The 19,208-nt window shown below is 63.9% G+C and carries 23 protein-coding genes; 16 read left to right on the top strand and 7 right to left on the bottom strand.

Translation table 11 applies throughout. The features are described from left to right. Positions 1 to 3: 3 nt before the first annotated feature. From ACR64R_RS23320 to hslV, 3 genes are all read right to left on the bottom strand, one after another. Positions 4 to 603, bottom strand: coding sequence for a DUF2585 domain-containing protein (locus ACR64R_RS23320; RefSeq protein ID WP_487358608.1), 600 nt, complete (start codon positions 601 to 603; stop codon positions 4 to 6). Positions 604 to 607: 4 nt separating this feature from the next. After that, positions 608 to 1,132 (bottom strand): GNAT family N-acetyltransferase, encoded by a 525-nt coding sequence (locus ACR64R_RS23315; protein ID WP_487358607.1) that lies wholly within the window; start codon positions 1,130 to 1,132, stop codon positions 608 to 610. A 109-nt stretch (positions 1,133 to 1,241) separates the two neighbouring features. Next, a complete protein-coding gene (gene hslV, locus ACR64R_RS23310) occupies positions 1,242 to 1,793 on the bottom strand; it encodes an ATP-dependent protease subunit HslV (RefSeq protein ID WP_487358606.1) in 552 nt (183 codons plus the stop codon). 214 nt (positions 1,794 to 2,007) lie between these two features. On the opposite strand from hslV, the gene hisB reads away from it, so the two are divergent. The 10 genes from hisB to ACR64R_RS23260 all read left to right on the top strand — a co-directional run bounded on the left by hisB (position 2,008) and on the right by ACR64R_RS23260 (position 9,071). Next, positions 2,008 to 2,604 (top strand): imidazoleglycerol-phosphate dehydratase HisB, encoded by a 597-nt coding sequence (hisB, locus tag ACR64R_RS23305; protein ID WP_487358605.1) that lies wholly within the window; start codon positions 2,008 to 2,010, stop codon positions 2,602 to 2,604. Between the two features lie 5 nt (positions 2,605 to 2,609). Continuing rightward, the gene (locus ACR64R_RS23300) at positions 2,610 to 3,083 is read left to right on the top strand and encodes a DUF2628 domain-containing protein (protein WP_487358604.1); all 474 of its coding nucleotides are present in this window, start codon (positions 2,610 to 2,612) and stop codon (positions 3,081 to 3,083) included. A 1-nt stretch (position 3,084) separates the two neighbouring features. Next, positions 3,085 to 3,735: an imidazole glycerol phosphate synthase subunit HisH gene (hisH, locus tag ACR64R_RS23295; protein WP_487358603.1), complete on the top strand. Its 651-nt coding sequence runs from the start codon at positions 3,085 to 3,087 to the stop codon at positions 3,733 to 3,735. Further along, positions 3,736 to 4,026, top strand: coding sequence for a DUF1330 domain-containing protein (locus ACR64R_RS23290; protein WP_487358602.1), 291 nt, complete (start codon positions 3,736 to 3,738; stop codon positions 4,024 to 4,026). A gap of 2 nt (positions 4,027 to 4,028) precedes the next feature. Continuing rightward, positions 4,029 to 4,775, top strand: coding sequence for a 1-(5-phosphoribosyl)-5-[(5-phosphoribosylamino)methylideneamino]imidazole-4-carboxamide isomerase (hisA, locus tag ACR64R_RS23285; RefSeq protein ID WP_487358601.1), 747 nt, complete (start codon positions 4,029 to 4,031; stop codon positions 4,773 to 4,775). After that, positions 4,772 to 5,611 carry an arginase family protein gene (locus tag ACR64R_RS23280; RefSeq protein ID WP_487358600.1) on the top strand — a complete coding sequence of 280 codons (840 nt, stop codon included), beginning with the start codon at positions 4,772 to 4,774 and terminating at the stop codon, positions 5,609 to 5,611. Before hisA ends, ACR64R_RS23280 begins: the two co-directional genes overlap by 4 nt. Beyond that, positions 5,611 to 6,402 (top strand): imidazole glycerol phosphate synthase subunit HisF, encoded by a 792-nt coding sequence (gene hisF, locus ACR64R_RS23275; RefSeq protein WP_487362523.1) that lies wholly within the window; start codon positions 5,611 to 5,613, stop codon positions 6,400 to 6,402. The genes ACR64R_RS23280 and hisF overlap by 1 nt, the downstream gene beginning before the upstream one ends. Before the next feature lie 9 nt (positions 6,403 to 6,411). Then, positions 6,412 to 6,735, top strand: coding sequence for a phosphoribosyl-ATP diphosphatase (locus ACR64R_RS23270; protein WP_487358599.1), 324 nt, complete (start codon positions 6,412 to 6,414; stop codon positions 6,733 to 6,735). 78 nt (positions 6,736 to 6,813) lie between these two features. Beyond that, positions 6,814 to 7,773: a type I pantothenate kinase gene (gene coaA / locus ACR64R_RS23265; protein ID WP_487358598.1), complete on the top strand. Its 960-nt coding sequence runs from the start codon at positions 6,814 to 6,816 to the stop codon at positions 7,771 to 7,773. Positions 7,774 to 7,919: 146 nt separating this feature from the next. Further along, the gene (locus tag ACR64R_RS23260; protein ID WP_487358597.1) at positions 7,920 to 9,071 is read left to right on the top strand and encodes a glycosyltransferase family 87 protein; all 1,152 of its coding nucleotides are present in this window, start codon (positions 7,920 to 7,922) and stop codon (positions 9,069 to 9,071) included. 46 nt (positions 9,072 to 9,117) lie between these two features. Here the strand turns inward: ACR64R_RS23260 and ACR64R_RS23255 are convergent, their stop codons facing one another. The 4 genes from ACR64R_RS23255 to ACR64R_RS23240 all read right to left on the bottom strand — a co-directional run bounded on the left by ACR64R_RS23255 (position 9,118) and on the right by ACR64R_RS23240 (position 13,317). After that, positions 9,118 to 10,332: a glycosyltransferase family 87 protein gene (locus ACR64R_RS23255; protein ID WP_487358596.1), complete on the bottom strand. Its 1,215-nt coding sequence runs from the start codon at positions 10,330 to 10,332 to the stop codon at positions 9,118 to 9,120. Positions 10,333 to 10,404: 72 nt separating this feature from the next. Continuing rightward, the gene (locus tag ACR64R_RS23250) at positions 10,405 to 11,022 is read right to left on the bottom strand and encodes an alpha-ketoglutarate-dependent dioxygenase AlkB family protein (RefSeq protein WP_487358595.1); all 618 of its coding nucleotides are present in this window, start codon (positions 11,020 to 11,022) and stop codon (positions 10,405 to 10,407) included. A 162-nt stretch (positions 11,023 to 11,184) separates the two neighbouring features. After that, a complete protein-coding gene (gene arfB / locus ACR64R_RS23245; protein WP_487358594.1) occupies positions 11,185 to 11,622 on the bottom strand; it encodes an alternative ribosome rescue aminoacyl-tRNA hydrolase ArfB in 438 nt (145 codons plus the stop codon). A gap of 84 nt (positions 11,623 to 11,706) precedes the next feature. Beyond that, a complete protein-coding gene (locus ACR64R_RS23240) occupies positions 11,707 to 13,317 on the bottom strand; it encodes a phosphoenolpyruvate carboxykinase (protein WP_487358593.1) in 1,611 nt (536 codons plus the stop codon). Between the two features lie 341 nt (positions 13,318 to 13,658). Between ACR64R_RS23240 and ACR64R_RS23235 the strand changes: the two genes are divergently transcribed. The 6 genes from ACR64R_RS23235 to ahcY all read left to right on the top strand — a co-directional run bounded on the left by ACR64R_RS23235 (position 13,659) and on the right by ahcY (position 19,120). Continuing rightward, positions 13,659 to 14,360: a response regulator transcription factor gene (locus ACR64R_RS23235; protein WP_487358592.1), complete on the top strand. Its 702-nt coding sequence runs from the start codon at positions 13,659 to 13,661 to the stop codon at positions 14,358 to 14,360. A gap of 74 nt (positions 14,361 to 14,434) precedes the next feature. Continuing rightward, positions 14,435 to 16,219 (top strand): stimulus-sensing domain-containing protein, encoded by a 1,785-nt coding sequence (locus tag ACR64R_RS23230; protein ID WP_487358591.1) that lies wholly within the window; start codon positions 14,435 to 14,437, stop codon positions 16,217 to 16,219. A gap of 14 nt (positions 16,220 to 16,233) precedes the next feature. Next, positions 16,234 to 16,692: an HPr kinase/phosphorylase gene (locus ACR64R_RS23225; protein WP_487358590.1), complete on the top strand. Its 459-nt coding sequence runs from the start codon at positions 16,234 to 16,236 to the stop codon at positions 16,690 to 16,692. A 164-nt stretch (positions 16,693 to 16,856) separates the two neighbouring features. Continuing rightward, positions 16,857 to 17,258: a PTS sugar transporter subunit IIA gene (locus ACR64R_RS23220; protein WP_027166957.1), complete on the top strand. Its 402-nt coding sequence runs from the start codon at positions 16,857 to 16,859 to the stop codon at positions 17,256 to 17,258. Further along, positions 17,255 to 17,551: an HPr family phosphocarrier protein gene (locus tag ACR64R_RS23215; RefSeq protein WP_278160918.1), complete on the top strand. Its 297-nt coding sequence runs from the start codon at positions 17,255 to 17,257 to the stop codon at positions 17,549 to 17,551. The genes ACR64R_RS23220 and ACR64R_RS23215 overlap by 4 nt, the downstream gene beginning before the upstream one ends. A 168-nt stretch (positions 17,552 to 17,719) precedes the next feature. Further along, a complete protein-coding gene (gene ahcY / locus ACR64R_RS23210) occupies positions 17,720 to 19,120 on the top strand; it encodes an adenosylhomocysteinase (RefSeq protein ID WP_487358589.1) in 1,401 nt (466 codons plus the stop codon). The last annotated feature ends 88 nt before the right edge of the window (positions 19,121 to 19,208 follow it).

Genomic DNA, 19,208 nt, shown 5'->3' with positions numbered 1-19,208 from the left:
TACTCAAATTCCACTTTGCCACTGCTTGATGGACTCGAACGGATGCAGCAGCATGATCACGTTGAGCGTCAGATTGTCCCGGATGATGTAGCCCGTGCCGAGCTCGAAGATGAGCGCCAGGGCCACGATGACCCATATAGGTAGCTTTCGCGCCATCACAAATCCCAGCGCCATGAACAGCGTGTCGGACACCGAGTTGATGATCGAGTCGCCGAAATAGTTCAACGAGATGGTCCCGGCTCGGTAACGGTCGATGATGAAGGGACTGTTTTCGAGGATTTCCCAGCCGCCCTCGATGAGAACGGCGAAGGCCAGCCTCAACCCGATCGGCGAGCGCGGAAAGAGGAACTTCGCCAGCGCGTAGAACAGGAAGCCGTGGATGATGTGCGAGAAGGTGTACCAGTCGGCGATGTGCTGGGAATTCTCCGAGCTGTTGACCACGCCATGCCAGAGCTTGACGTAGCCGCAGGTGCAGATCGGCGGATGGCCCATTGCATAGAGCACGCCGGCCTGGACGAGGACCAAGGCGAGCACGATGAGAAGCCCCATGCGCCAGCTGTCTTCATAGGCGGAAAGCGTCTTGTCCTCTTCGGGCGCGGTCATTCGGTCAGTCCCCCGGATTTTCGTCGTCTTCGCTCGCGTCGGCAGCCATCAGCATGACGTCACCATATTGCGATTGCCTTCGACCGACCGGCCTGAAGCCGGCTTTCTCATAGGCGCGGATGGCGCGGGCGTTGTCGGGATGCGGATCGATGATGACGCGCGGCGCGCCTTCCTCGAACAGTTCCTCGACAAACTGGCGCAGTATGGCCGAGCCATGGCCCAGGCCGACCAGCTCTGGCGGGCCGATCGAAAGATCGACCCCCAGCGTGCCGAAGGGCTGGTCGGCATAGGGATGGTCGTCCTCCAGATGCGGGTCATAGCTCTGCAGATAGGCGATCGGCCTGCCGTCGAGCTCGACGATCAGCGGCTCCACCGAGACCGAATCGATATGCTCGCGAATCTCGGCGATCTCCTTTTCCGGGTCGTCCCACCAGGCGGCGACATGCGGCTCGCGCAGCCACCTGCCGATCAACGGCAGGTCTTTCTCGTCGACCGGCCGAAAATCGTAGCTATGTTCCTGATCGACCATGATCTTCTCCAACAACGCGGTCCCACTTTTTGGGATCATGGCCGGCCTGTTCCTGATTGACCATGATCTTGTCCGAAAACCGGCGGCCACTTTTCGGGATCATGGTCGTTCAGGCGGCGTCGATCGTTTCGATGACGAAGTTGTTGTTGGTATAGACGCAGATGTCGGACGCGATCTGCATGGCCTTGCGGGCGATCTCCTCGGCGTCCTTGTCGGTGTCCATCAGGGCGCGCGCCGCGGCCAGCGCGTAATTGCCGCCGGAGCCGATCGCCATGACGCCATGTTCGGGCTCGAGCACGTCGCCATTGCCGGTCAATGCCAGCGAGACCGACTTGTCGGCGACCAGCATCATGGCTTCCAGCCGGCGCAGATAGCGGTCGGTGCGCCAGTCCTTGGCGAGTTCGACGCATGCCCGCGTCAGCTGGTCCGGATATTGTTCGAGCTTGGCTTCGAGCCGCTCCAGCAGGGTGAAGGCGTCGGCGGTAGCGCCGGCGAAGCCGGCAATGACGCCGCCGCCCTTGCCGATGCGGCGCACCTTGCGGGCGTTGCCCTTCATGATGGTCTGGCCGAGGCTGACCTGGCCGTCGCCGGCGATCACGACCTTGCTGCCCTTGCGCACCGTCACGATCGTCGTGGCGTGCATGGTGAGTTCATTCGACATGTATTGCTCCGATTCGCGCTATCCCTTGAAGGCGATTGGCGCGGTACGAGTGAGTTTTATCGGCCATATGTATGCACATGGCCAACGATTGCAAACCGCCGTCCGGCAGGGCCGATAGCGACCGGAATGGCAACTGGCAATCGCTGGATCATGCTGATAGAAGGCTTTCGTTTTCAAGCCCGAAGCCTCCGATCAGGGCAATAAGGACAGGACGATGACGCGTTCCGCCGAAGTCAGCCGCAAGACCAGGGAAACCGAGATTTCGGTTTCGGTCCATGTCGATGGCAAGGGCAAAGCCGACATTTCGACCGGCGTCGGCTTCTTCGACCATATGCTCGACCAGCTGTCGCGGCATTCGCTGATCGACATGACGATCAAGGCCAACGGCGACCGGCATATCGACGACCACCACACGGTCGAGGACACCGGGATCGCGATCGGCCAGGCCTTGAGCCAGGCGCTGGGCGAGCGGCGCGGCATCATGCGCTATGCCTCGATCGACCTTGCCATGGACGAGACGCTGACCAGGGCTGCGATCGACGTCTCCGGTCGGCCCTTCCTGGTCTGGAACGTCGCCTTCTCGTCGCCGAAGATCGGCACTTTCGACACCGAACTGGTGCGCGAGTTCTTCCAGGCGCTGGCGCAGAACGCCGGTATCACTTTGCATGTGACCAACCATTACGGCGCAAACAACCATCATATCGCCGAGGCCTGCTTCAAGGCGGTGGCAAGGGCGTTGCGCGTGGCGCTGGAGCCCGATCCGCGCCAGCCCGACGCGGTGCCATCCACCAAGGAATCCCTGAAAGGATAGCCCCTATGGCGATCTATGTCGTGATGGCGCCGCCTGCCGGCAGTAAAGCCGAGGACGCAATTTTCGTGCGCGACGGCTTCACCTGGCTGGGGCTCCTGGTCGCGCCGCTCTGGCTCGCCTGGCACCGGCTGTGGATCGAGGCGGTCTCGACCTTCATCGTCATGGCGATCCTGTCGATGGCCGGCGAGAGGCTCGGGTTCGAATCAGCCGCGTCGATGCTTTCCTTGCTGGTCTCGCTCTATGTCGGATTCGAAGGCCAGGCCCTGCGCATCGCCGCGTTGCGCCGGCGCGGCTGGCGGGAATGGGGTGCGGTCGAGGCCGACAATCCAGACGATGCCGGAATGCGCCATGCGATGGAAACCGGCGAAGACGGCGAGGAGCCCGCGCCGATGCCGCGCATCGTGCCGGACGCCGCGCTGGCACGTGCGCCGCAAACCGGGATGGCGCTGGGACTGACCCATACGCCTGGAAGGCCCTGACATGCGGGTAGCCATCATCGACTACGGCTCGGGCAATCTTCGCTCGGCCACCAAGGCATTCGAGCGCGCGGCTCGCGAGGCGGGCATCGCGGCAACCATCGACCTCACCGCCGACGCCGAGCGCGTGCGCACCGCCGACCGCATCGTGCTGCCGGGTGTCGGCGCCTATGCCGACTGCGCCGCGGGACTGCATGCTGTGGCCGGCATGTGGGAAGCAGTGGAAGAAGTGGCCATCGCCAAGGCGCGGCCGTTCCTCGGCATCTGCGTCGGCATGCAGCTTATGTCGGAACGCGGTCTCGAGAAGACCGTGACCAAGGGTTTCGGCTGGATCGCCGGCGACGTCAAGGAGATCACGCCGAAGGATCCGGCGCTGAAGATCCCGCAGATCGGCTGGAACACGATCGAGCTGAGGCGGCAGCATCCGCTGTTTTCCGGCATCGAGACCGGCGCCAACGGATTGCACGCCTATTTCGTCCATTCCTACCATCTTGAGGCGCGTAACCCGGACGAGGTGCTGGCGGACACGGACTATGGCGGCCCGGTGACGGCCGCGGTCGCCCGCGACAATCTCGCCGGCACGCAGTTCCATCCCGAGAAGAGCCAGGCGCTCGGCCTCGCGCTGATCACCAATTTCCTGAAATGGAGGCCCTGAATGAGCAGGAAGGGCTATTGGATGGCGATGATCAACGTCCACGATCCAGACGTCTACAATCAGTACATCGAAGCGAACGCCGTCGCCTTCGCGAAATACGGCGCGAAATTCGCGGTCCGGGCTGGCCGTTACGAAAGCCCGGAACGGCCGACCGGCAACCGCCACGTGCTGGTGGAGTTCGAGACCTACGACAAGGCAGTCGAGTGCTATCATTCGCCTGAGTATCAACAGGCCTCGAAATTCCGGCTCGCCGCTTCGACCGGTCATTTCGTCATCGTCGAGGGCGCCTGACCGTGATCCTGTTTCCAGCCATCGACCTCAAGGACGGCAAATGCGTACGCCTGAAACACGGCGACATGGCCACGGCCACCATCTACAATGATGACCCAGCCGCGCAGGCCAAGGCCTTCGAGGAGCAGGGTTTCGAGTGGCTGCACGTCGTAGACCTCAACGGCGCCTTCAAGGGCCAAAGCGTCAATTCCGCCGCGGTCGGCGCTATCCTCGCCGCGACGAAGAACCCGGTGCAGCTCGGCGGTGGGATCCGCACCTTGCCGCAGATCGAGGACTGGCTGGACCGTGGCCTGACGCGCGTCATCCTCGGCACCGTGGCGGTGCGCGAACCCGAACTCGTCAAGGAAGCCTGCAAGGCTTTTCCGGGAAAGATCGCGGTCGGCATCGACGCCAAGGGCGGCAAGGTTGCGGTCGAGGGCTGGGCCGAGGCCTCGGAGCTCGGCGTCATCGAGCTGGCCAGGAAATTCGAGGGCGCCGGCGTGGCCGCCATCATCTATACCGACATCGACCGCGACGGCGTGCTGACCGGCATCAACTGGGATTCGACCATCGACCTCGCCGAGGCGGTTTCCATTCCCGTGATCGCGTCCGGAGGCCTCGCCTCGATCGCAGACATCGTGCGCATGACCATGCCCGACGCACAAAAACTCGAAGGCGCGATATCGGGCCGCGCCCTATATGACGGGCGTATCGACCCGGCCGAGGCGCTGGCGATCCTGCGCGGCGAAAGGGCGGAGGCAAGACCGTGAACATCTCGATCATCCTGGCCCCCTATGACAGCGGCCATTTCCACGGCGGCTGCGGCAAGGGCCCGGACGCGCTCATTGCCGGCGGACTGGCCGACGCGCTGACGCTCGCCGGCCACGATGTCGAAGTGTCCGACATCGGCAAAGTGATCGAGGACGAGCAGGAGCGCGAGATCGGTACCGGTTTTGCCGTCTGCAACGCCGTGTCGGGCGAAGTCCGCATCGCGCTGGACAAGAAGCGGTTTCCGATCGTGCTGGCCGGAAACTGCCTGACCAGCGCCGGCGCCGTCGCCGGCTCGGGCGCTGACGCGATCATCTGGGCCGACCAGCATGGCGACCTCAACACGCCGGAGACCTCCACCACCGGCTTCCTCGACGGCATGGCGCTGGCCACCGTGCTCGGCCTCTGCTGGCGGCCGATGGCGAGCCAGATCCCCGGCTTCAGGCCGGTCGATCCGTCGCGCTGCGTCCTGGTCAACGCGCGCGACCTCGACAGCGCCGAAAAGGAGCTGCTGGAAAAACTGCCGATCATCCGGACCGAATGCCCGGACTGGAAGAGCGCGGCGCAGAGACTGAAGTCCGACGGCGCGAGCCGGGTACACATGCATGTCGACCTCGACGTGCACGACCCCGAGAAGCTGCAGGCCAACCGCTACACAACCCCGGGCGGCCCGGCGCCCGAGCAGGTGCGTACCGCGATGTGCGGCCTGGCCGGCCCGCTCAGCATGGCCGGACTGACCATTTCAGCCTACGATCCGGCCTTCGACCCCAGGGGTGACGTGCCGCCGCTGGTCGGCGAGCTGGTGGTCGACCTGCTGGCGACCCTGGAAGGCAAATGATGCTGAAGGCCCGTGTCATCCCTTGCCTCGACGTCAAGAACGGCCGCGTGGTCAAGGGCGTCAATTTCGTCGACCTCATCGATGCCGGCGATCCGGTCGAAGCCGCCAAGGCCTATGACGCCGCGGGCGCCGACGAGCTCTGCTTCCTCGACATAACCGCCTCGTCCGACAACCGTGAGACCATTTTCGACGTGGTCGCCAGGACGGCCGAGCAATGCTTCATGCCGCTGACCGTCGGCGGCGGCGTGCGCCAGGTGGCCGACATCCGCAAGCTGCTTCTGGCCGGCGCCGACAAGGTGTCGATCAACACGGCGGCGGTGAAGGATCCTGATTTCGTCACGGAAGCCGCCGACAAGTTCGGCAACCAGTGCATCGTCGTCGCGATCGACGCCAAGAAGGTGTCGGCGAAAGGCGAGGCCGATCGCTGGGAGATATTCACCCATGGCGGACGCGAGAGGACAGGCATCGACGCGGTCGAGTTCGCCAGCCGGATGGTCGATCGCGGCGCCGGTGAGATCCTGCTCACCTCGATGGACCGCGACGGCACCAAGGCCGGCTACGACATCGCGCTCACGCGCGCCATCGCCGACGCGGTGCGCGCGCCGGTGATCGCTTCCGGCGGCGTCGGAACGCTCGATCACCTGGTCGAAGGCATCCGCGAAGGCCATGCGGGTGCTGTGCTTGCCGCCTCGATCTTCCATTTCGGCACCTACACGATCGCCGAGGCCAAGGCATACATGGCCAAGGCCGGCCTGCCGATGCGGCTGGACTCGGCCGTCCATCGGACTTAAATCGCTGCCATGGCTCAATTTTCGCTCGCCGAGCTGGAAACGATCATCCATCAACGCGCCCATTCCGGCGACCCGGAATCGTGGACGGCGAAGCTGTTCGCCAAGGGTATGGACAAGGCGGCGCAGAAGCTTGGCGAAGAGGCCGTGGAAGCCGTGATCGCCGCCATTCGCGGCGACAAGCAGGCGCTCGTTTCGGAGAGTGCGGATCTTCTATATCATTGGCTGGTCGTCCTTGGCATAGCGGGCATTCCGCTGGATGACGTGCTGAAGGAGCTTGAGGGGCGCACCGGCCGCTCGGGCATCACCGAAAAGGCGTCCCGGCCACGCGGATGACCGCAAGAGGATCGAGCATGTCGCCCGAAGACCGCTTCGCACTTTTCGGCATCGTGCTCTAGGAGGGCAGGAAACCCGATGGACCAGCTGGCTCCGACCGAGAAGTATTCCCCCTATCGTTTCTTCTCCGCCGAGCAATGGTCGCAGTTCCGCGCCGACACGCCGCTGACGCTGACCGGGGATGAGATCGCCCGGCTGCGCTCGCTCAACGACCCGGTCGACCTCGAAGAGGTCAAGCGCATCTACCTGTCGCTTTCGCGCCTTTTGTCGGCGCATGTCGAGGCGAGCCAGCTCCTGTACCGGCAGCGCCAGGCCTTCTTCAACGCGCAGGATATCGTCAAGACGCCATTTATCATCGGCATCGCCGGCTCGGTCGCGGTCGGCAAGTCCACCACGGCGCGCGTGCTGAAGGAATTGCTGGCGCGCTGGCCGTCGAGCCCCAAGGTCGACCTCATCACCACCGACGGTTTCCTCCTGCCCAACGAGATCCTGCGCCGCGACAACCTGATGGAGCGCAAGGGCTTTCCCGAAAGCTACGATGTCGGCGCGCTGCTGCGCTTCCTGTCCGGCATCAAGTCGGGCCAGCCCAATATCCGCGCGCCGGTCTATTCGCACCTGACCTACGACGTGATCCCTGGCGAGTTCGTCACGATCGACCGTCCCGACATACTGATCTTCGAGGGCATCAACGTTCTGCAGCCGGGCAAGCTGCCGAAGGACGGCAAGATCGTGCCATTCCTGTCCGATTTCTTCGATTTCGCCATCTATATCGATGCCGACGAGAAGCTGATCCATCAATGGTATATCCAGCGATTCATGCGGCTGCGCGAGACCGCCTTCCGCAATCCGGACTCCTTCTTCCACCGCTATTCGCAACTCTCCGAGGACGCCGCGCGCGCCATTGCCGAGGGACTGTGGGCCAACATCAACCTGAAGAATCTGCGCGAGAACATATTGCCGACCAGGGCGCGGGCCGATCTCATCCTGCGCAAGGGCGCCAACCACCTGATCGAGGAAGTGGCGCTGAGGAAGCTTTGAGGCACAGAGCGGCCCCCCCGGCAGCAGCCGGTTTTCAGCTTTCTTAAGAGATTCCTGCAAGAAACCGACCAGCAACGGGCCAAGGTTTCATGCAAGGGCTACCGGCACTGCCGAAGCCATATCTGTTCGTGTTCGCGGCCGCATCCATGGCTGCGGCGGTCCTGGCTTGCTCGACCCTTGTCGCGCTCCTGGCGCCGGGCCTCGATCCGAACCTCGCCGACAAGGATTTCGCCAACTACTGGATGGCGTCCAGACTGCTGCTCTCGGGCAGGGTGCAGGATCTGTTTGGCCCCTGGGATATGTATTTCCGCCACCTGCGGGAGGCTTTCGGCGGCGACTATCCATGGCACAATTGGAGCTACCCGCCGCATTTCCTCTTCCTGGTCTGGCCATTAGGATTGTTTGGCTACAAAAGCGCGCTGCTGCTCTTTCTGACGACGACGGGCGTCGCCTTCCTTTTCGCCTATCGCGCGTTCATCGGCGAACGGAGCCTCGTGGCGTGGGTCGCCGCGATGCCCTTCATGGTTCTCAATTTCTGGGCCGTGCAGAACGGCTATCTCTGCGCGGCGCTGGCGCTCGGCGCGCTGGCACTGCGCGAGAAACGGCCCATCATTGCCGGCATGCTGCTTGGCCTGCTGACGATCAAGCCGCAGCTCGGCCTGCTGTTTCCCTTCCTCCTGATGGCCGAGCGGCGTTGGACCGTGATCGCAAGCGCCACTATCTCCACGCTGGTTTTGGCGACAGCCTCGGCCGCGGTCTTCGGGATCGACACGTGGCGCGGCTACTTCCAGAATGTCGTGCCGTACCAGAACGCGGTCATGCAAATGCTCAAGGGTCTGTTCCCGGCGATGATGCCGTCCGCCTATGGCGCGTTTCGCAACTGGAATTTCGGCCCGGATCTCGCGCTGATGCTGCATCTGGCGGTGGCCGCACCCGTCGCGCTGGTCGTTATCGCGGCCTTCTTCCGAATCAGAGAAACGCGCGACCGTGACATTCTTCTGCTGATCGCCACATTCATCATCACCCCTTATGCCCTGACCTACGATCTCGGTCTGCTCGCCGGTGCGCTCGGCCTAATGGCGTTGAAATATCCGCCGTGGCCCGAGGGTAAGGCCCGGATCCTCATGTTGGCCTTGGCGATGCTGCTTCCCCTCGCCATGATACAGTTTGGGTTGCTGAAGATTCCGCTCGCCACGATCGTTCTGTTCGCGCTCTTTCTCGTGGCCTTGCGCGACACCGGTTTTACGCCCTACTTCCCGCTGCGGCGTCCGGACGCCAAGATGGACGCTACGCCGTAGGTTTTTTGCCGTTGCTCAATTCCGCAGGGACAACCGGCACGAACGCTCACGCCGGGGACGGCTCTCCGGAGAATTCCGCCTTCCGGCCTCTCGCCCATATCGAAAGCAACATCCACGCGGCGACAAACAGCGGGATCAGGACAGCGACGCAATATCCGCCCCAGGTGAGAAAATGCACGACGAAAGGGCCGAGCCAGCAAATCGCCAGTATCAGCCGAGGCGGCCTCGAAACCATCGCGGCGAGCATAGCGACCGCTACGGCCGCCCCGATTGCGTCATAGGTGTAGCCGTAGGGCGTGGCCAGGATCGCAAGGACCGCGGTGAGCACCACGCGTTCCTGGTGCGAAACCGCGCGGCCCGGCCACCAGAGCCAGATCGCCGCGGCGATGGCAGCGATGGTCGCGACAGCCTGCACGCCATAGGCGGGGCCGAGCCCGAGGCCGACAGCCCTTGCTGTGAAGAACACGGTTATCGCGTTGTACTGATAGGGCTGCGGATAAGGCGCCTCCATGATCGCCGTCATCAACGGACGGGTTTCGGTCAGGAACAGGCGCCAGACATCGAAGCCGAAGAACAGGCCGGTGGCGAGGGCAATCACGACCCCGGTGGCGATAGCCGCCAGAATGGCGCGCCAGTTGCCGCTGGCAAGCAGGCAGAAAGGCACGAGAATGCCGAGATGCGGTTTGATCGTCAGCATGCCGAACAGGATCCCGGCCAGCAGCGGACGCCTGGGCGCCACGGCGAGGCCGCCGATCAACAGCGCGGTGGTCAGCGCGCCGTTCTGGCCGAAGACCGAGTTCCAGACCACGGCGGGGCTCAAGACAATCGCGAGTTCCAGGGCCGCTCCGAGCTTCAGCGGCCGGATTGCCAGCCATAGGCAAAGAACGGTCCCCACTGTCCAGACCAGGTAGGCAGGCAGGATCGGCAAAGTGGCAAGCGGAACGCCGAGCAGGAGGATGTTCGGCGGATAGCTCCATTCCTGGTTGGGAAGGTCGGGCGAGAACATGGCGCGTAGCGCCGCGCGGTAGGCGTCCACGTCGAACAGGGTCGTAACATGACCGTCGATCGCCATCCGGGAGCCGGCCCATAGATTGGTGAAGTCCCAGTAGGGCAGCCTGTGCGACAGTTCGGAAAATCCTCGGTCGTCGAGGTTCCACAACATGCTCAGGTAGAATTTGGTCATCCACAGAGCGATGATCGACACGACCGTGACGATAGCCACGTCCAAGAGGCTTCTGGTCCTGATCCAGCTCGGTTCCATGGCGACCTCGGTTTCGCAATCGAGGTTGTATCCGGCTGTCCTTAAGATCGCGTTGCCCGGGCCCGGGGATGCTCAGCCGGGAACCGTCACCCGCCGCAGCGTCAGATTGATGCGGCCGCCATTCTTCAACAGGGCCGACGTCGCCGGATAGATGCGGTCGACGCCGTGGAAGGCGAGGCGTCCCTCGCCGCCGAGCACGACGACGTCGCCGCTCTTCAGCCTGAACGATTTGGTGCCGCCTTCGCGCATGTTCTGGCCGACCCGGAACAGGCAGTCGTCGCCCAGCGAGACCGACACCACGGGTGCCGCTAAATCCTTCTCGTCCCGATCCTGGTGCAGGCCCATTCTGGCATCCGCCGCGTAGAAGTTGACCAGGCAGGCCTCGGGCGGATGTGGGTAGCCAGAGACTTCGCGCCACACTCTCAGCAGCGCCTCGGGGATCGGCGGCCAGGGCTCCCCCGTCACCGGATGCGTCGGCTGGTAGCGATAGCCGCGCTCCTTGTCGGTCACCCAGCCAAGCGCGCCGCAATTGGTCATGCGCACGCTCATCTGCTTGCCGGTGCGCGGCATGGCCGGCACATAGAGCGGCGCCGCCTGCACCACGCGCCGGATCTCCTCGACCAGCGCTTCCTGGGCGGGGCGGGCGATGTAGCCCGGCATGTGGCGAACGCCATTGGGCAGAACGAGCATGGTCTGTTCCGGTCGACTTACACAAGCATGCCACCCACAAACGCAAACGGCGACCCAAAAGCCGCCATTTGTCCGATCTCCGCGATAGAGGCCGTCAAGCCTGGCTGATATGCGGCATGCGCAGCACCTGGCCCGGATAGATGTCGTTCCCCTGGAATTGCTCTAATCGTTGTCGACGCGACCGCGCAGCTTCTTCACCGTCGATCGGCCGGCTTTACTCTTCAGACGGCGCTCCACGGCGCCCTTGGACGGCCTGGTCTTCTTGCGCGGCGGCGGTGGCGGCTCGGCGGCCTTGGCGACCAATGCGGTCAGCCGCGCCCGCGCATCGGCGCGGTTCTGTTCCTGCGTGCGGAACCGGCCGGCCTCGATGACGATGACGCCATCCTTGGTGGCGCGCTGGCCGGCAAGTTTGATGGTGCGTTCGCGCACGCGCGCGGACAAGCCCGAGGCGTTCGCCGCATCGAAGCGCAACTGCACGGCGGTCGCCACCTTGTTGACGTTCTGGCCGCCCGGACCGGACGAGCGGATGAAATCCTCGTGCAGGTCGCCCGGGTGGATGACCGCTTCGCCGGAGATCGTGATGTCGTCGTCGCTCGCCATGCATGCACTCATGACGCGACGGGAGCAAAAAGAAAAGGCCCGGAGCGAGCCGGGCCTATGAAGGCAAGACATTCGAGGTGGCGGCTACTCGGCCGCTTCCTGCAGGCGCGGCGCCGCGCCCATGACGGTGGCGTCGACATGCGCCTCGAACTTCTCGAAATTGGTCGCGAACATGTTGACCAGCTTCGCGGCCTGGCGGTCGTAGCCGGGCTTGTCCACCCAGGTCGAGCGCGGATCGAGGATGGCGCCGTCCACGCCCGGAACCGCCACCGGCACCTCGAAGCCGAAATTGGCGTCGGTGCGGAATTCGGCCGATTTCAGCGAACCGTCGAGCGCGGCGCCCAGCAAGGCTCGCGTCACCTTGATCGGCATGCGGCGGCCGGTGCCGTAGGCGCCGCCGGTCCAGCCGGTGTTGACCAGCCAGCAGTCGACGCCATGGCTGGCGATGAGCTCGCGCAGCAGATTGCCGTATTCGGACGGATGGCGCGGCATGAACGGCGCGCCGAAGCAGGTCGAGAACGTCGCCTCCGGCTCGGTGACGCCCTTTTCCGTCCCCGCGACCTTGGCGGTGTAGCCCGACAGGAAGTGGTACATCGCCTGCGCCGGCGTCAGCCTGGCGATCGGCGGCATGACGCCGAAAGCGTCGGCGGTCAGCATGATGATGTTCCTCGGATGGCCGGCGCGGCCGGTTTTCGAGGCGTTGGGGATGAAGTCCAGCGGGTAGGCGCAGCGCGTGTTCTCGGTGAGGCTGCCGTCGTTGAAATCCGGCACGCGGCCGGCGTCGAGCACGACGTTTTCCAGAACCGTGCCGAAGCGCTGCGTGGTTGCGAAGATTTCCGGCTCGGCCTCGGCCGACAGCCTGATCGTCTTGGCGTAGCAGCCGCCCTCGAAGTTGAAGATGCCGTGCGGACCCCAGCCGTGCTCGTCGTCACCGATCAGCGTGCGCGAAGGGTCTGCCGACAGCGTCGTCTTGCCGGTGCCAGACAGGCCGAAGAAGACGGCCGCGTCGCCGGCCGGCCCCTCATTGGCCGAGCAATGCATCGGCATCACCCCCTCGGCCGGCAGCAGGTAGTTCAGCATGGTGAACACGGACTTCTTCATCTCGCCGGCATAGGAGGTGCCGCCGATCAGCACGATCTTGCGGATCAGGTCTACCGCGATGACCGTTTCGGTACGGGTGCCGTGACGGGCCGGGTCGGCACGAAAGGACGGCAGGTCGATGATCGTCATATCGGGGACGAAGCGCTCGAGATCGGCGGCTTGCGGACGGATCAGCAGGTTGCGGATGAAAAGCGAATGCCAGGCGAATTCGGTGATGACGCGGGTCGGCAGCTTGAGGTCGGCGTCGGCGCCGCCGACCAGATCCTGGACATAGAGATCCTTGTCCGCCGCATGGGCGCGGAAGTCGGAAAGCAGCGCCTCGAACTGGGCGGGCGAGATCGCCCTGTTGTTGTCCCACCAGACATGCGGCTCCGTCGCCTCGTCGCGCACGACGAACTTGTCCTTCGGCGAACGCCCGGTGTGCTGGCCGGTCTCGGCGAGCAGCGCGCCCTGGGCGGTCAACCTAGCTTCGCCGCGCCTGATCGCGTGCTCGTAAAGCTCGGCGGCGCCGAGATTGTAGCGCACCGTGCCCGTGGTCCTCAGGCCGATAGCGTCAATGGCGCAGTCGGGGTTGCGTTTGCCGGCTTCCGACATCAAATTTCCTCTCTGAATTTGGCCGCATGTGACGGGGAGTTTCGTGCAGCCCGCGCCGGGGCCGCCAGGTTCAGAACCAGAAAAGCCGAATGATATCAAATCATTAATCGATTTAAAAAATTTGAAAGTTGTTTAAATCGTTTATATGTGCAAAAAACCACTGGGGTTGCCCAAAGGATTGGCAGGTTTGCTTCGTCCAATCCCGTTATGGGTACGATGGTGTGTAGCGGTAGGCCGCCCGTGACTTCGGACAGGGCTCGTGCCACATTTTGTACCTAATTTGTCCTGCAAAAGCCCCTTCTCGACGACAGAAGGGACAGCTCATGAGGGAGCCGCTTGAAATGGCAACAATCGCGCTTGTCGACGACGACCGCAACATCCTGACCTCGGTGTCGATCGCGCTCGAATCCGAAGGCTACCGGGTCGAAACCTACACCGACGGCGCGTCGGCGCTCGAAGGTCTGGCGGCGCGACCGCCGAACCTCGCCATCCTCGACATCAAGATGCCGCGCATGGACGGCATGGAGCTGTTGCGCCGCATGCGCCAGAAATCGGACCTGCCGGTCATTTTCCTGACGTCGAAAGACGACGAGATCGACGAATTGTTCGGCCTCAAAATGGGCGCCGACGACTTCATCCGCAAACCTTTTTCGCAGCGTCTGCTGGTCGAGCGGGTGCGCGCCGTGCTGCGCCGCACCAGCGCTCGCGAGGCTGCGGCCAAGGCGCCCACCCAGCAGTCGCGCTCGCTCGAGCGAGGCCAGCTGGTGATGGACCAGGAACGCCACACCTGCACCTGGAAGGGCGAACCGGTTACGCTGACGGTGACCGAGTTCCTCATCCTGCATTCGCTGGCGCAGCGCCCGGGCGTGGTGAAAAGCCGCGATGCGCTGATGGATTCGGCCTATGATGAGCAGGTCTATGTTGACGACCGCACCATCGATAGCCACATCAAGCGGCTGCGCAAGAAGTTCAAAGCCGTCGACGACGACTTCGAGATGATCGAAACCCTCTACGGAGTCGGGTACCGGTTCCGCGAAGCATGAGTTGATGCAGGTCGCCCCCGAAATTGGATAGGGAGCGACGACATGCACAGGAATGGACCGGGAGCTGCTATTCGATGGCAGTGGAAGTGGAGCGAGGCAGACGAGCGGGCGCGGCAAGGCGCCAGCCGCGGCTCGTGCCAGCCTTCGTGTCGAAATTCACGGTGCCGATGCGCCGGTTTCTCGGCCATCACATCTTCTCCAGCCTGACGCGGCGCATCCTGTTCCTCAACCTGGCCGGCCTCGCCGTGCTGGTCACCGGCATCCTCTATCTCAACACCTTCCGCGACGGGCTGATCGACGCTCGTGTGGAGAGCCTGATGACGCAGGGCGAGATCATCGCCGGCGCAATCGCGGCCTCGGCGACGGTGGAAACCGATTCGATCAGCATCGACCCGGAAAAGCTGCTCGAGCTGCAGGCCGGCGAAAGCCTGGGGCCGGGGTCGGACCAGCTCGACAATCTCGACTTCCCCATCAACCCCGAGCGCGTGGCGCCGGTGCTCAGACGACTGATCTCGCCGACGCGCACCCGCGCGCGCATCTATGACCGCGACGCGAACCTCCTGCTCGATTCCCGGCATCTCTATTCGCGCGGCCAGATCCTGCGCTACGACCTTCCGCCCGTCGATGACGAACAGCCCGGCATCGTCGAGCGGGTTGAGAAGTTCATCTTCGACTTCTTCCGCAACAAGGATCTGCCGGTCTATCACGAGCAGCCCGGCGGCAACGGCGCTGCCTTCCCCGAGGTGGTCAAGGCGCTGACCGGCAGCCCGTCGACCATCGTGCGTGTAAGCGAGCAGGGCGAGCAGATCGTCTCCGTCGCGGTGCCGATCCAGCGTTTCCGCGCCGTGCTCGGCGTGCTGATGCTGTCCACCGAAGGCGGCGACATCGACAAGATCGTCGCGGCCGAGCGCAAGGCGATCCTGCGCGTGTTCGGCGTCGCGGCGCTGGTCACCGCGATCCTGTCGATGCTTCTGGCGTCCACCATCGCCAATCCGCTCAGGCGGCTGTCCGCCGCCGCCGTCAGGGTGCGGCGCGGCGTCAAGAGCCGCGAGGAGATCCCGGATTTCTCCGACCGTCAGGACGAGATCGGCAATCTGTCCATTGCCGTGCGCGACATGACGAATGCGCTCTATGCGCGCATCGAGGCGATCGAAAGCTTCGCCGCCGACGTCTCGCACGAATTGAAGAACCCGCTGACTTCCCTGCGCAGCGCGGTCGAGACATTACCTTTGGCGAAAAACGATACTTCTCGCGCGCGACTGATGGAAATCATCCAGCACGATGTGAGGCGGCTCGACCGGCTGATCACCGACATCTCGGACGCCTCGCGGCTCGATGCCGAGCTCGCGCGCGAGGACGCGGCAATCGTCGATCTGAAGAAGTTCACGACCGATCTCATCGCCGTCTCGCGCGAGACCACGCGCAACAAGAAAGCCGTCGAGATCGAGCTCAAGGTCGCCAAGCTGCCTGCCGGCGCCAAGGGCTATTTCGTCGCCGGCCATGACCTGAGGATTGGCCAGGTCATCACCAACCTGATCGAGAACGCGCGCTCCTTCGTGCCCGACGAGCATGGCCACATCACCATTTCGCTGGCCCGCGCGGGCAAGTTCAACATCATCACCGTCGACGACAACGGCCCGGGTATTCGGGCCGAGAATATCGACCGCATCTTCGAGCGCTTCTACACCGACCGGCCCGCCGGCGAGGCGTTCGGACAGAACTCCGGCCTCGGACTGTCGATCAGCCGCCAGATCGTCGAGGCGCATGGCGGCACGCTGACGGCCGAGAACATCCCCGGCACCAAGCCCGGCGAGATCAAGGGCGCGCGCTTCGTTGTGACGCTGCCGGCCGAAGGCTGACCCCCGAACCGAACATGCCAGACGCCACGAAGCCCCGGAACATCCATGGGACGGCCATACTGATCGGCGATCGCGGCGTGCTGATCACCGGGCCGTCGGGCGCCGGCAAGACGACGCTGGCACTTGCACTCCTCGATCATTACCGGATCCGCGGGCTGTTTTCACGGCTGGTCGGCGACGACCAGCTGTTCGCCGCCGCGCATGACGGCCGCCTGGTGTGCCATGCGCCGGCAAGCATCGCCGGCCTCGCAGAGGTGCATGGCATCGGGCCACGGCCGCTTGCTTTTGAGCCTGCCGCCGTGATCGACCTGGTGGTCCGGCTGGTCGAGCCGGCCGACTTGGGGCGTCTGCAGGACGAAAGCGCGGAGACGATCCAAGGGTGCCGGCTGGCCCGCATCGACGTCGCCCGGCAGAGCGTAGCGGCCGCGCTGCCGGTGCTGACGGCGCAGCTGTCGATCCAGCCTTTTTCATGATCCGGCCAAGGTTTTTTGCTGCGATGCGTCAAAATGGCCCGAGCTGCCGCAATTTTAGGCTTGTCAACCGGGCGCGCGTCGACAAGATAGCGCTCCCGCCGCCTGGAATGGCTGGCGAACATAAGATAAGCCTGTGAAGCGGCGATGACGGGAGCCACCATAGAATGATCGGACTCGTGCTCGTGACGCACGGTCAACTCGCCACCGAGTTCCGGCATGCCGTAGAGCATGTCGTCGGGCCGCAGGACAATTTCGAAACCGTGGCGATCGGCGCCGACGACGACATGGAGCAGCGCCGGGCCGACATCGTCGACGCCGTGGCGCGCGTCGATACGGGCGCCGGCGTCATCGTGCTCACCGACATGTTCGGCGGCACGCCCTCCAACCTCGCCATCTCGGTGATGGAATCCGGCCGCACCGAAGTGATCGCCGGCATGAACCTGCCGATGCTGATCAAGCTCTCCTCGATCCGCAAGGGCGACAACATGGCCGCCGCGCTGGACGAGGCGCAGGCCGCGGGCCGCAAATACATCAACGTCGCCAGCCAGCTCCTGAGCAGCAAATGAACGCACCGGCGCCGCAGACGGATGAGGTTGTGCGGGAGTTCCCGATCATCAATCAGCGCGGGCTGCACGCGCGCGCCTCGGCCAAATTCGTCCAGGTCGCCAGCGGTTTCGACGCCACCATCCATGTCGAGAAGGACGGGGTGAAGGTGGGCGGCACCTCGATCATGGGGCTGATGATGCTGGCGGCGAGCCCCGGCTATTCGATCCGCGTGATCGCCAGTGGCCCGGAAGCCGTGCCGGCCATGGATGCGCTGGAACAGTTGGTCGCCTCGCGTTTCGGCGAGGAAATCTGATCGACCAGCGCTGGCATGTCCCGCTCTCAAGACATGCGCGCATAAAGATTTCTTTATATCCCATTGTCGTGTGACGGCCGATCTGCTAGTCAGGCCGGTAATCGTGCCCTTCCATGCGCCTCCCGGCGCCGGCGCGCCTTTGAGAAAAAATCACACCGGAGCACTGCCATGACGGGTAGCAAGGACTATATGGTCGCCGACATCTCGCTTGCCGGCTGGGGCCGCAAGGAGATCGAGATCGCCGAAACCGAAATGCCGGGCCTGATGGCCTGCCGTGAGGAATTCGGCGCCAAGAAGCCGCTGAAGGGCGCGCGCATCACCGGATCGCTGCACATGACCATCCAGACGGCGGTGCTGATCGAGACGCTGAAGGCCCTGGGCGCCGACATCCGCTGGGCGTCCTGCAACATCTTCTCGACGCAGGATCACGCAGCGGCGGCGATCGCCGAGGCGGGCATCCCGGTCTTCGCCATCAAGGGCGAGTCGCTCGAGGATTACTGGAACTACACCGACCGCATCTTCCAGTGGACCGATGGCGGCACCTCCAACATGATCCTCGACGATGGCGGCGACGCCACCATGTACATCCTGCTCGGCGCACGCGCCGAGGCCGGCGAGGACGTGCTGTCCAATCCCGGCAGCGAGGAGGAAGAGATCCTGTTCGCCCAGATCAAGAAGCGCCTGAAGGCCTCGCCCGGCTTCTTCACCAAGCAGCGGGAAGCGATCCGCGGCGTCACCGAGGAGACCACCACCGGCGTCAACCGCCTCTACCAGCTGCAGAAGAAGGGCCTGCTGCCCTTCCCGGCGATCAACGTCAACGATTCCGTCACCAAGTCGAAATTCGACAACAAGTACGGCTGCAAGGAATCGCTGGTCGACGGCATCCGCCGCGGCACCGACACGATGATGGCCGGCAAGGTTGCGGTGGTCTGCGGCTATGGCGACGTCGGCAAGGGCTCTTCGGCCTCGCTGCGCGGCGCCGGCGCCCGCGTCAAGGTCACCGAGGTCGACCCGATCTGCGCGCTGCAGGCGGCGATGGACGGCTTCGAGGTCGTCACGCTGGAAGACGCCGCCCCGACCGCCGACATCGTCATCACCACCACCGGCAACAAGGACGTCGTCACGCTCGACCATATGCGGGCGATGAAGGACATGGTGATCGTCGGCAATATCGGCCACTTCGACAACGAGATCCAGGTGGCGTCGCTGCGCAACCTGAAATGGACCAACGTCAAGCCGCAGGTCGACCTGATCACCTTCCCGGACGGCAAGCGCATGATCCTCCTCTCGGAGGGACGCCTGCTCAACCTCGGCAACGCCACCGGGCATCCAAGCTTCGTCATGTCGGCCTCGTTCACCAATCAGGTGCTGGCGCAGATCGAGCTTTTCACCAAGCATGGCCAGTACCAGAACCAGGTCTATGTGCTGCCCAAGCATCTCGACGAGAAGGTTGCGCGGCTGCATCTGGACAAGCTCGGCGCCAAGCTCACGGAGTTGTCTGGGGAACAGGCCGCTTATATCGGCGTGACGCCGCAGGGGCCCTACAAGCCCGAACACTACCGCTATTAACCAAAACGAAATTATCTACCAGATATTGAAGCCGGGCGGTTGACTTTCCGCCCGGTTTTATTTTTTGCGGCAATGATTCTTCACGCCG

Source organism: Mesorhizobium sp. MC2-1-1 (assembly GCF_057597255.1).
This window is presented reverse-complemented; position numbering and strand designations above follow the sequence as displayed.

Coding starts and splice junctions, on each gene's coding strand:
- ACR64R_RS23250 (WP_487358595.1), bottom strand. CDS start 11,022: ATGCTCGTTCTGCCCAATGGCGTTCGCCACATGCCGGGCTACATCGCC.
- ACR64R_RS23215 (WP_278160918.1), top strand. CDS start 17,255: ATGAACGCACCGGCGCCGCAGACGGATGAGGTTGTGCGGGAGTTCCCG.
- ACR64R_RS23225 (WP_487358590.1), top strand. CDS start 16,234: ATGCCAGACGCCACGAAGCCCCGGAACATCCATGGGACGGCCATACTG.
- coaA (WP_487358598.1), top strand. CDS start 6,814: ATGGACCAGCTGGCTCCGACCGAGAAGTATTCCCCCTATCGTTTCTTC.
- ACR64R_RS23300 (WP_487358604.1), top strand. CDS start 2,610: ATGGCGATCTATGTCGTGATGGCGCCGCCTGCCGGCAGTAAAGCCGAG.
- ACR64R_RS23270 (WP_487358599.1), top strand. CDS start 6,412: ATGGCTCAATTTTCGCTCGCCGAGCTGGAAACGATCATCCATCAACGC.
- hisB (WP_487358605.1), top strand. CDS start 2,008: ATGACGCGTTCCGCCGAAGTCAGCCGCAAGACCAGGGAAACCGAGATT.
- hslV (WP_487358606.1), bottom strand. CDS start 1,793: ATGTCGAATGAACTCACCATGCACGCCACGACGATCGTGACGGTGCGC.
- arfB (WP_487358594.1), bottom strand. CDS start 11,622: ATGGCGAGCGACGACGACATCACGATCTCCGGCGAAGCGGTCATCCAC.
- ACR64R_RS23260 (WP_487358597.1), top strand. CDS start 7,920: ATGGCTGCGGCGGTCCTGGCTTGCTCGACCCTTGTCGCGCTCCTGGCG.
- ACR64R_RS23235 (WP_487358592.1), top strand. CDS start 13,659: ATGGCAACAATCGCGCTTGTCGACGACGACCGCAACATCCTGACCTCG.
- ACR64R_RS23240 (WP_487358593.1), bottom strand. CDS start 13,317: ATGTCGGAAGCCGGCAAACGCAACCCCGACTGCGCCATTGACGCTATC.
- hisH (WP_487358603.1), top strand. CDS start 3,085: ATGCGGGTAGCCATCATCGACTACGGCTCGGGCAATCTTCGCTCGGCC.
- ACR64R_RS23230 (WP_487358591.1), top strand. CDS start 14,435: ATGGCAGTGGAAGTGGAGCGAGGCAGACGAGCGGGCGCGGCAAGGCGC.
- ACR64R_RS23290 (WP_487358602.1), top strand. CDS start 3,736: ATGAGCAGGAAGGGCTATTGGATGGCGATGATCAACGTCCACGATCCA.
- ACR64R_RS23315 (WP_487358607.1), bottom strand. CDS start 1,132: ATGGTCGATCAGGAACATAGCTACGATTTTCGGCCGGTCGACGAGAAA.
- hisF (WP_487362523.1), top strand. CDS start 5,611: ATGCTGAAGGCCCGTGTCATCCCTTGCCTCGACGTCAAGAACGGCCGC.
- ACR64R_RS23255 (WP_487358596.1), bottom strand. CDS start 10,332: ATGGAACCGAGCTGGATCAGGACCAGAAGCCTCTTGGACGTGGCTATC.
- ACR64R_RS23220 (WP_027166957.1), top strand. CDS start 16,857: ATGATCGGACTCGTGCTCGTGACGCACGGTCAACTCGCCACCGAGTTC.
- ahcY (WP_487358589.1), top strand. CDS start 17,720: ATGACGGGTAGCAAGGACTATATGGTCGCCGACATCTCGCTTGCCGGC.
- ACR64R_RS23320 (WP_487358608.1), bottom strand. CDS start 603: ATGACCGCGCCCGAAGAGGACAAGACGCTTTCCGCCTATGAAGACAGC.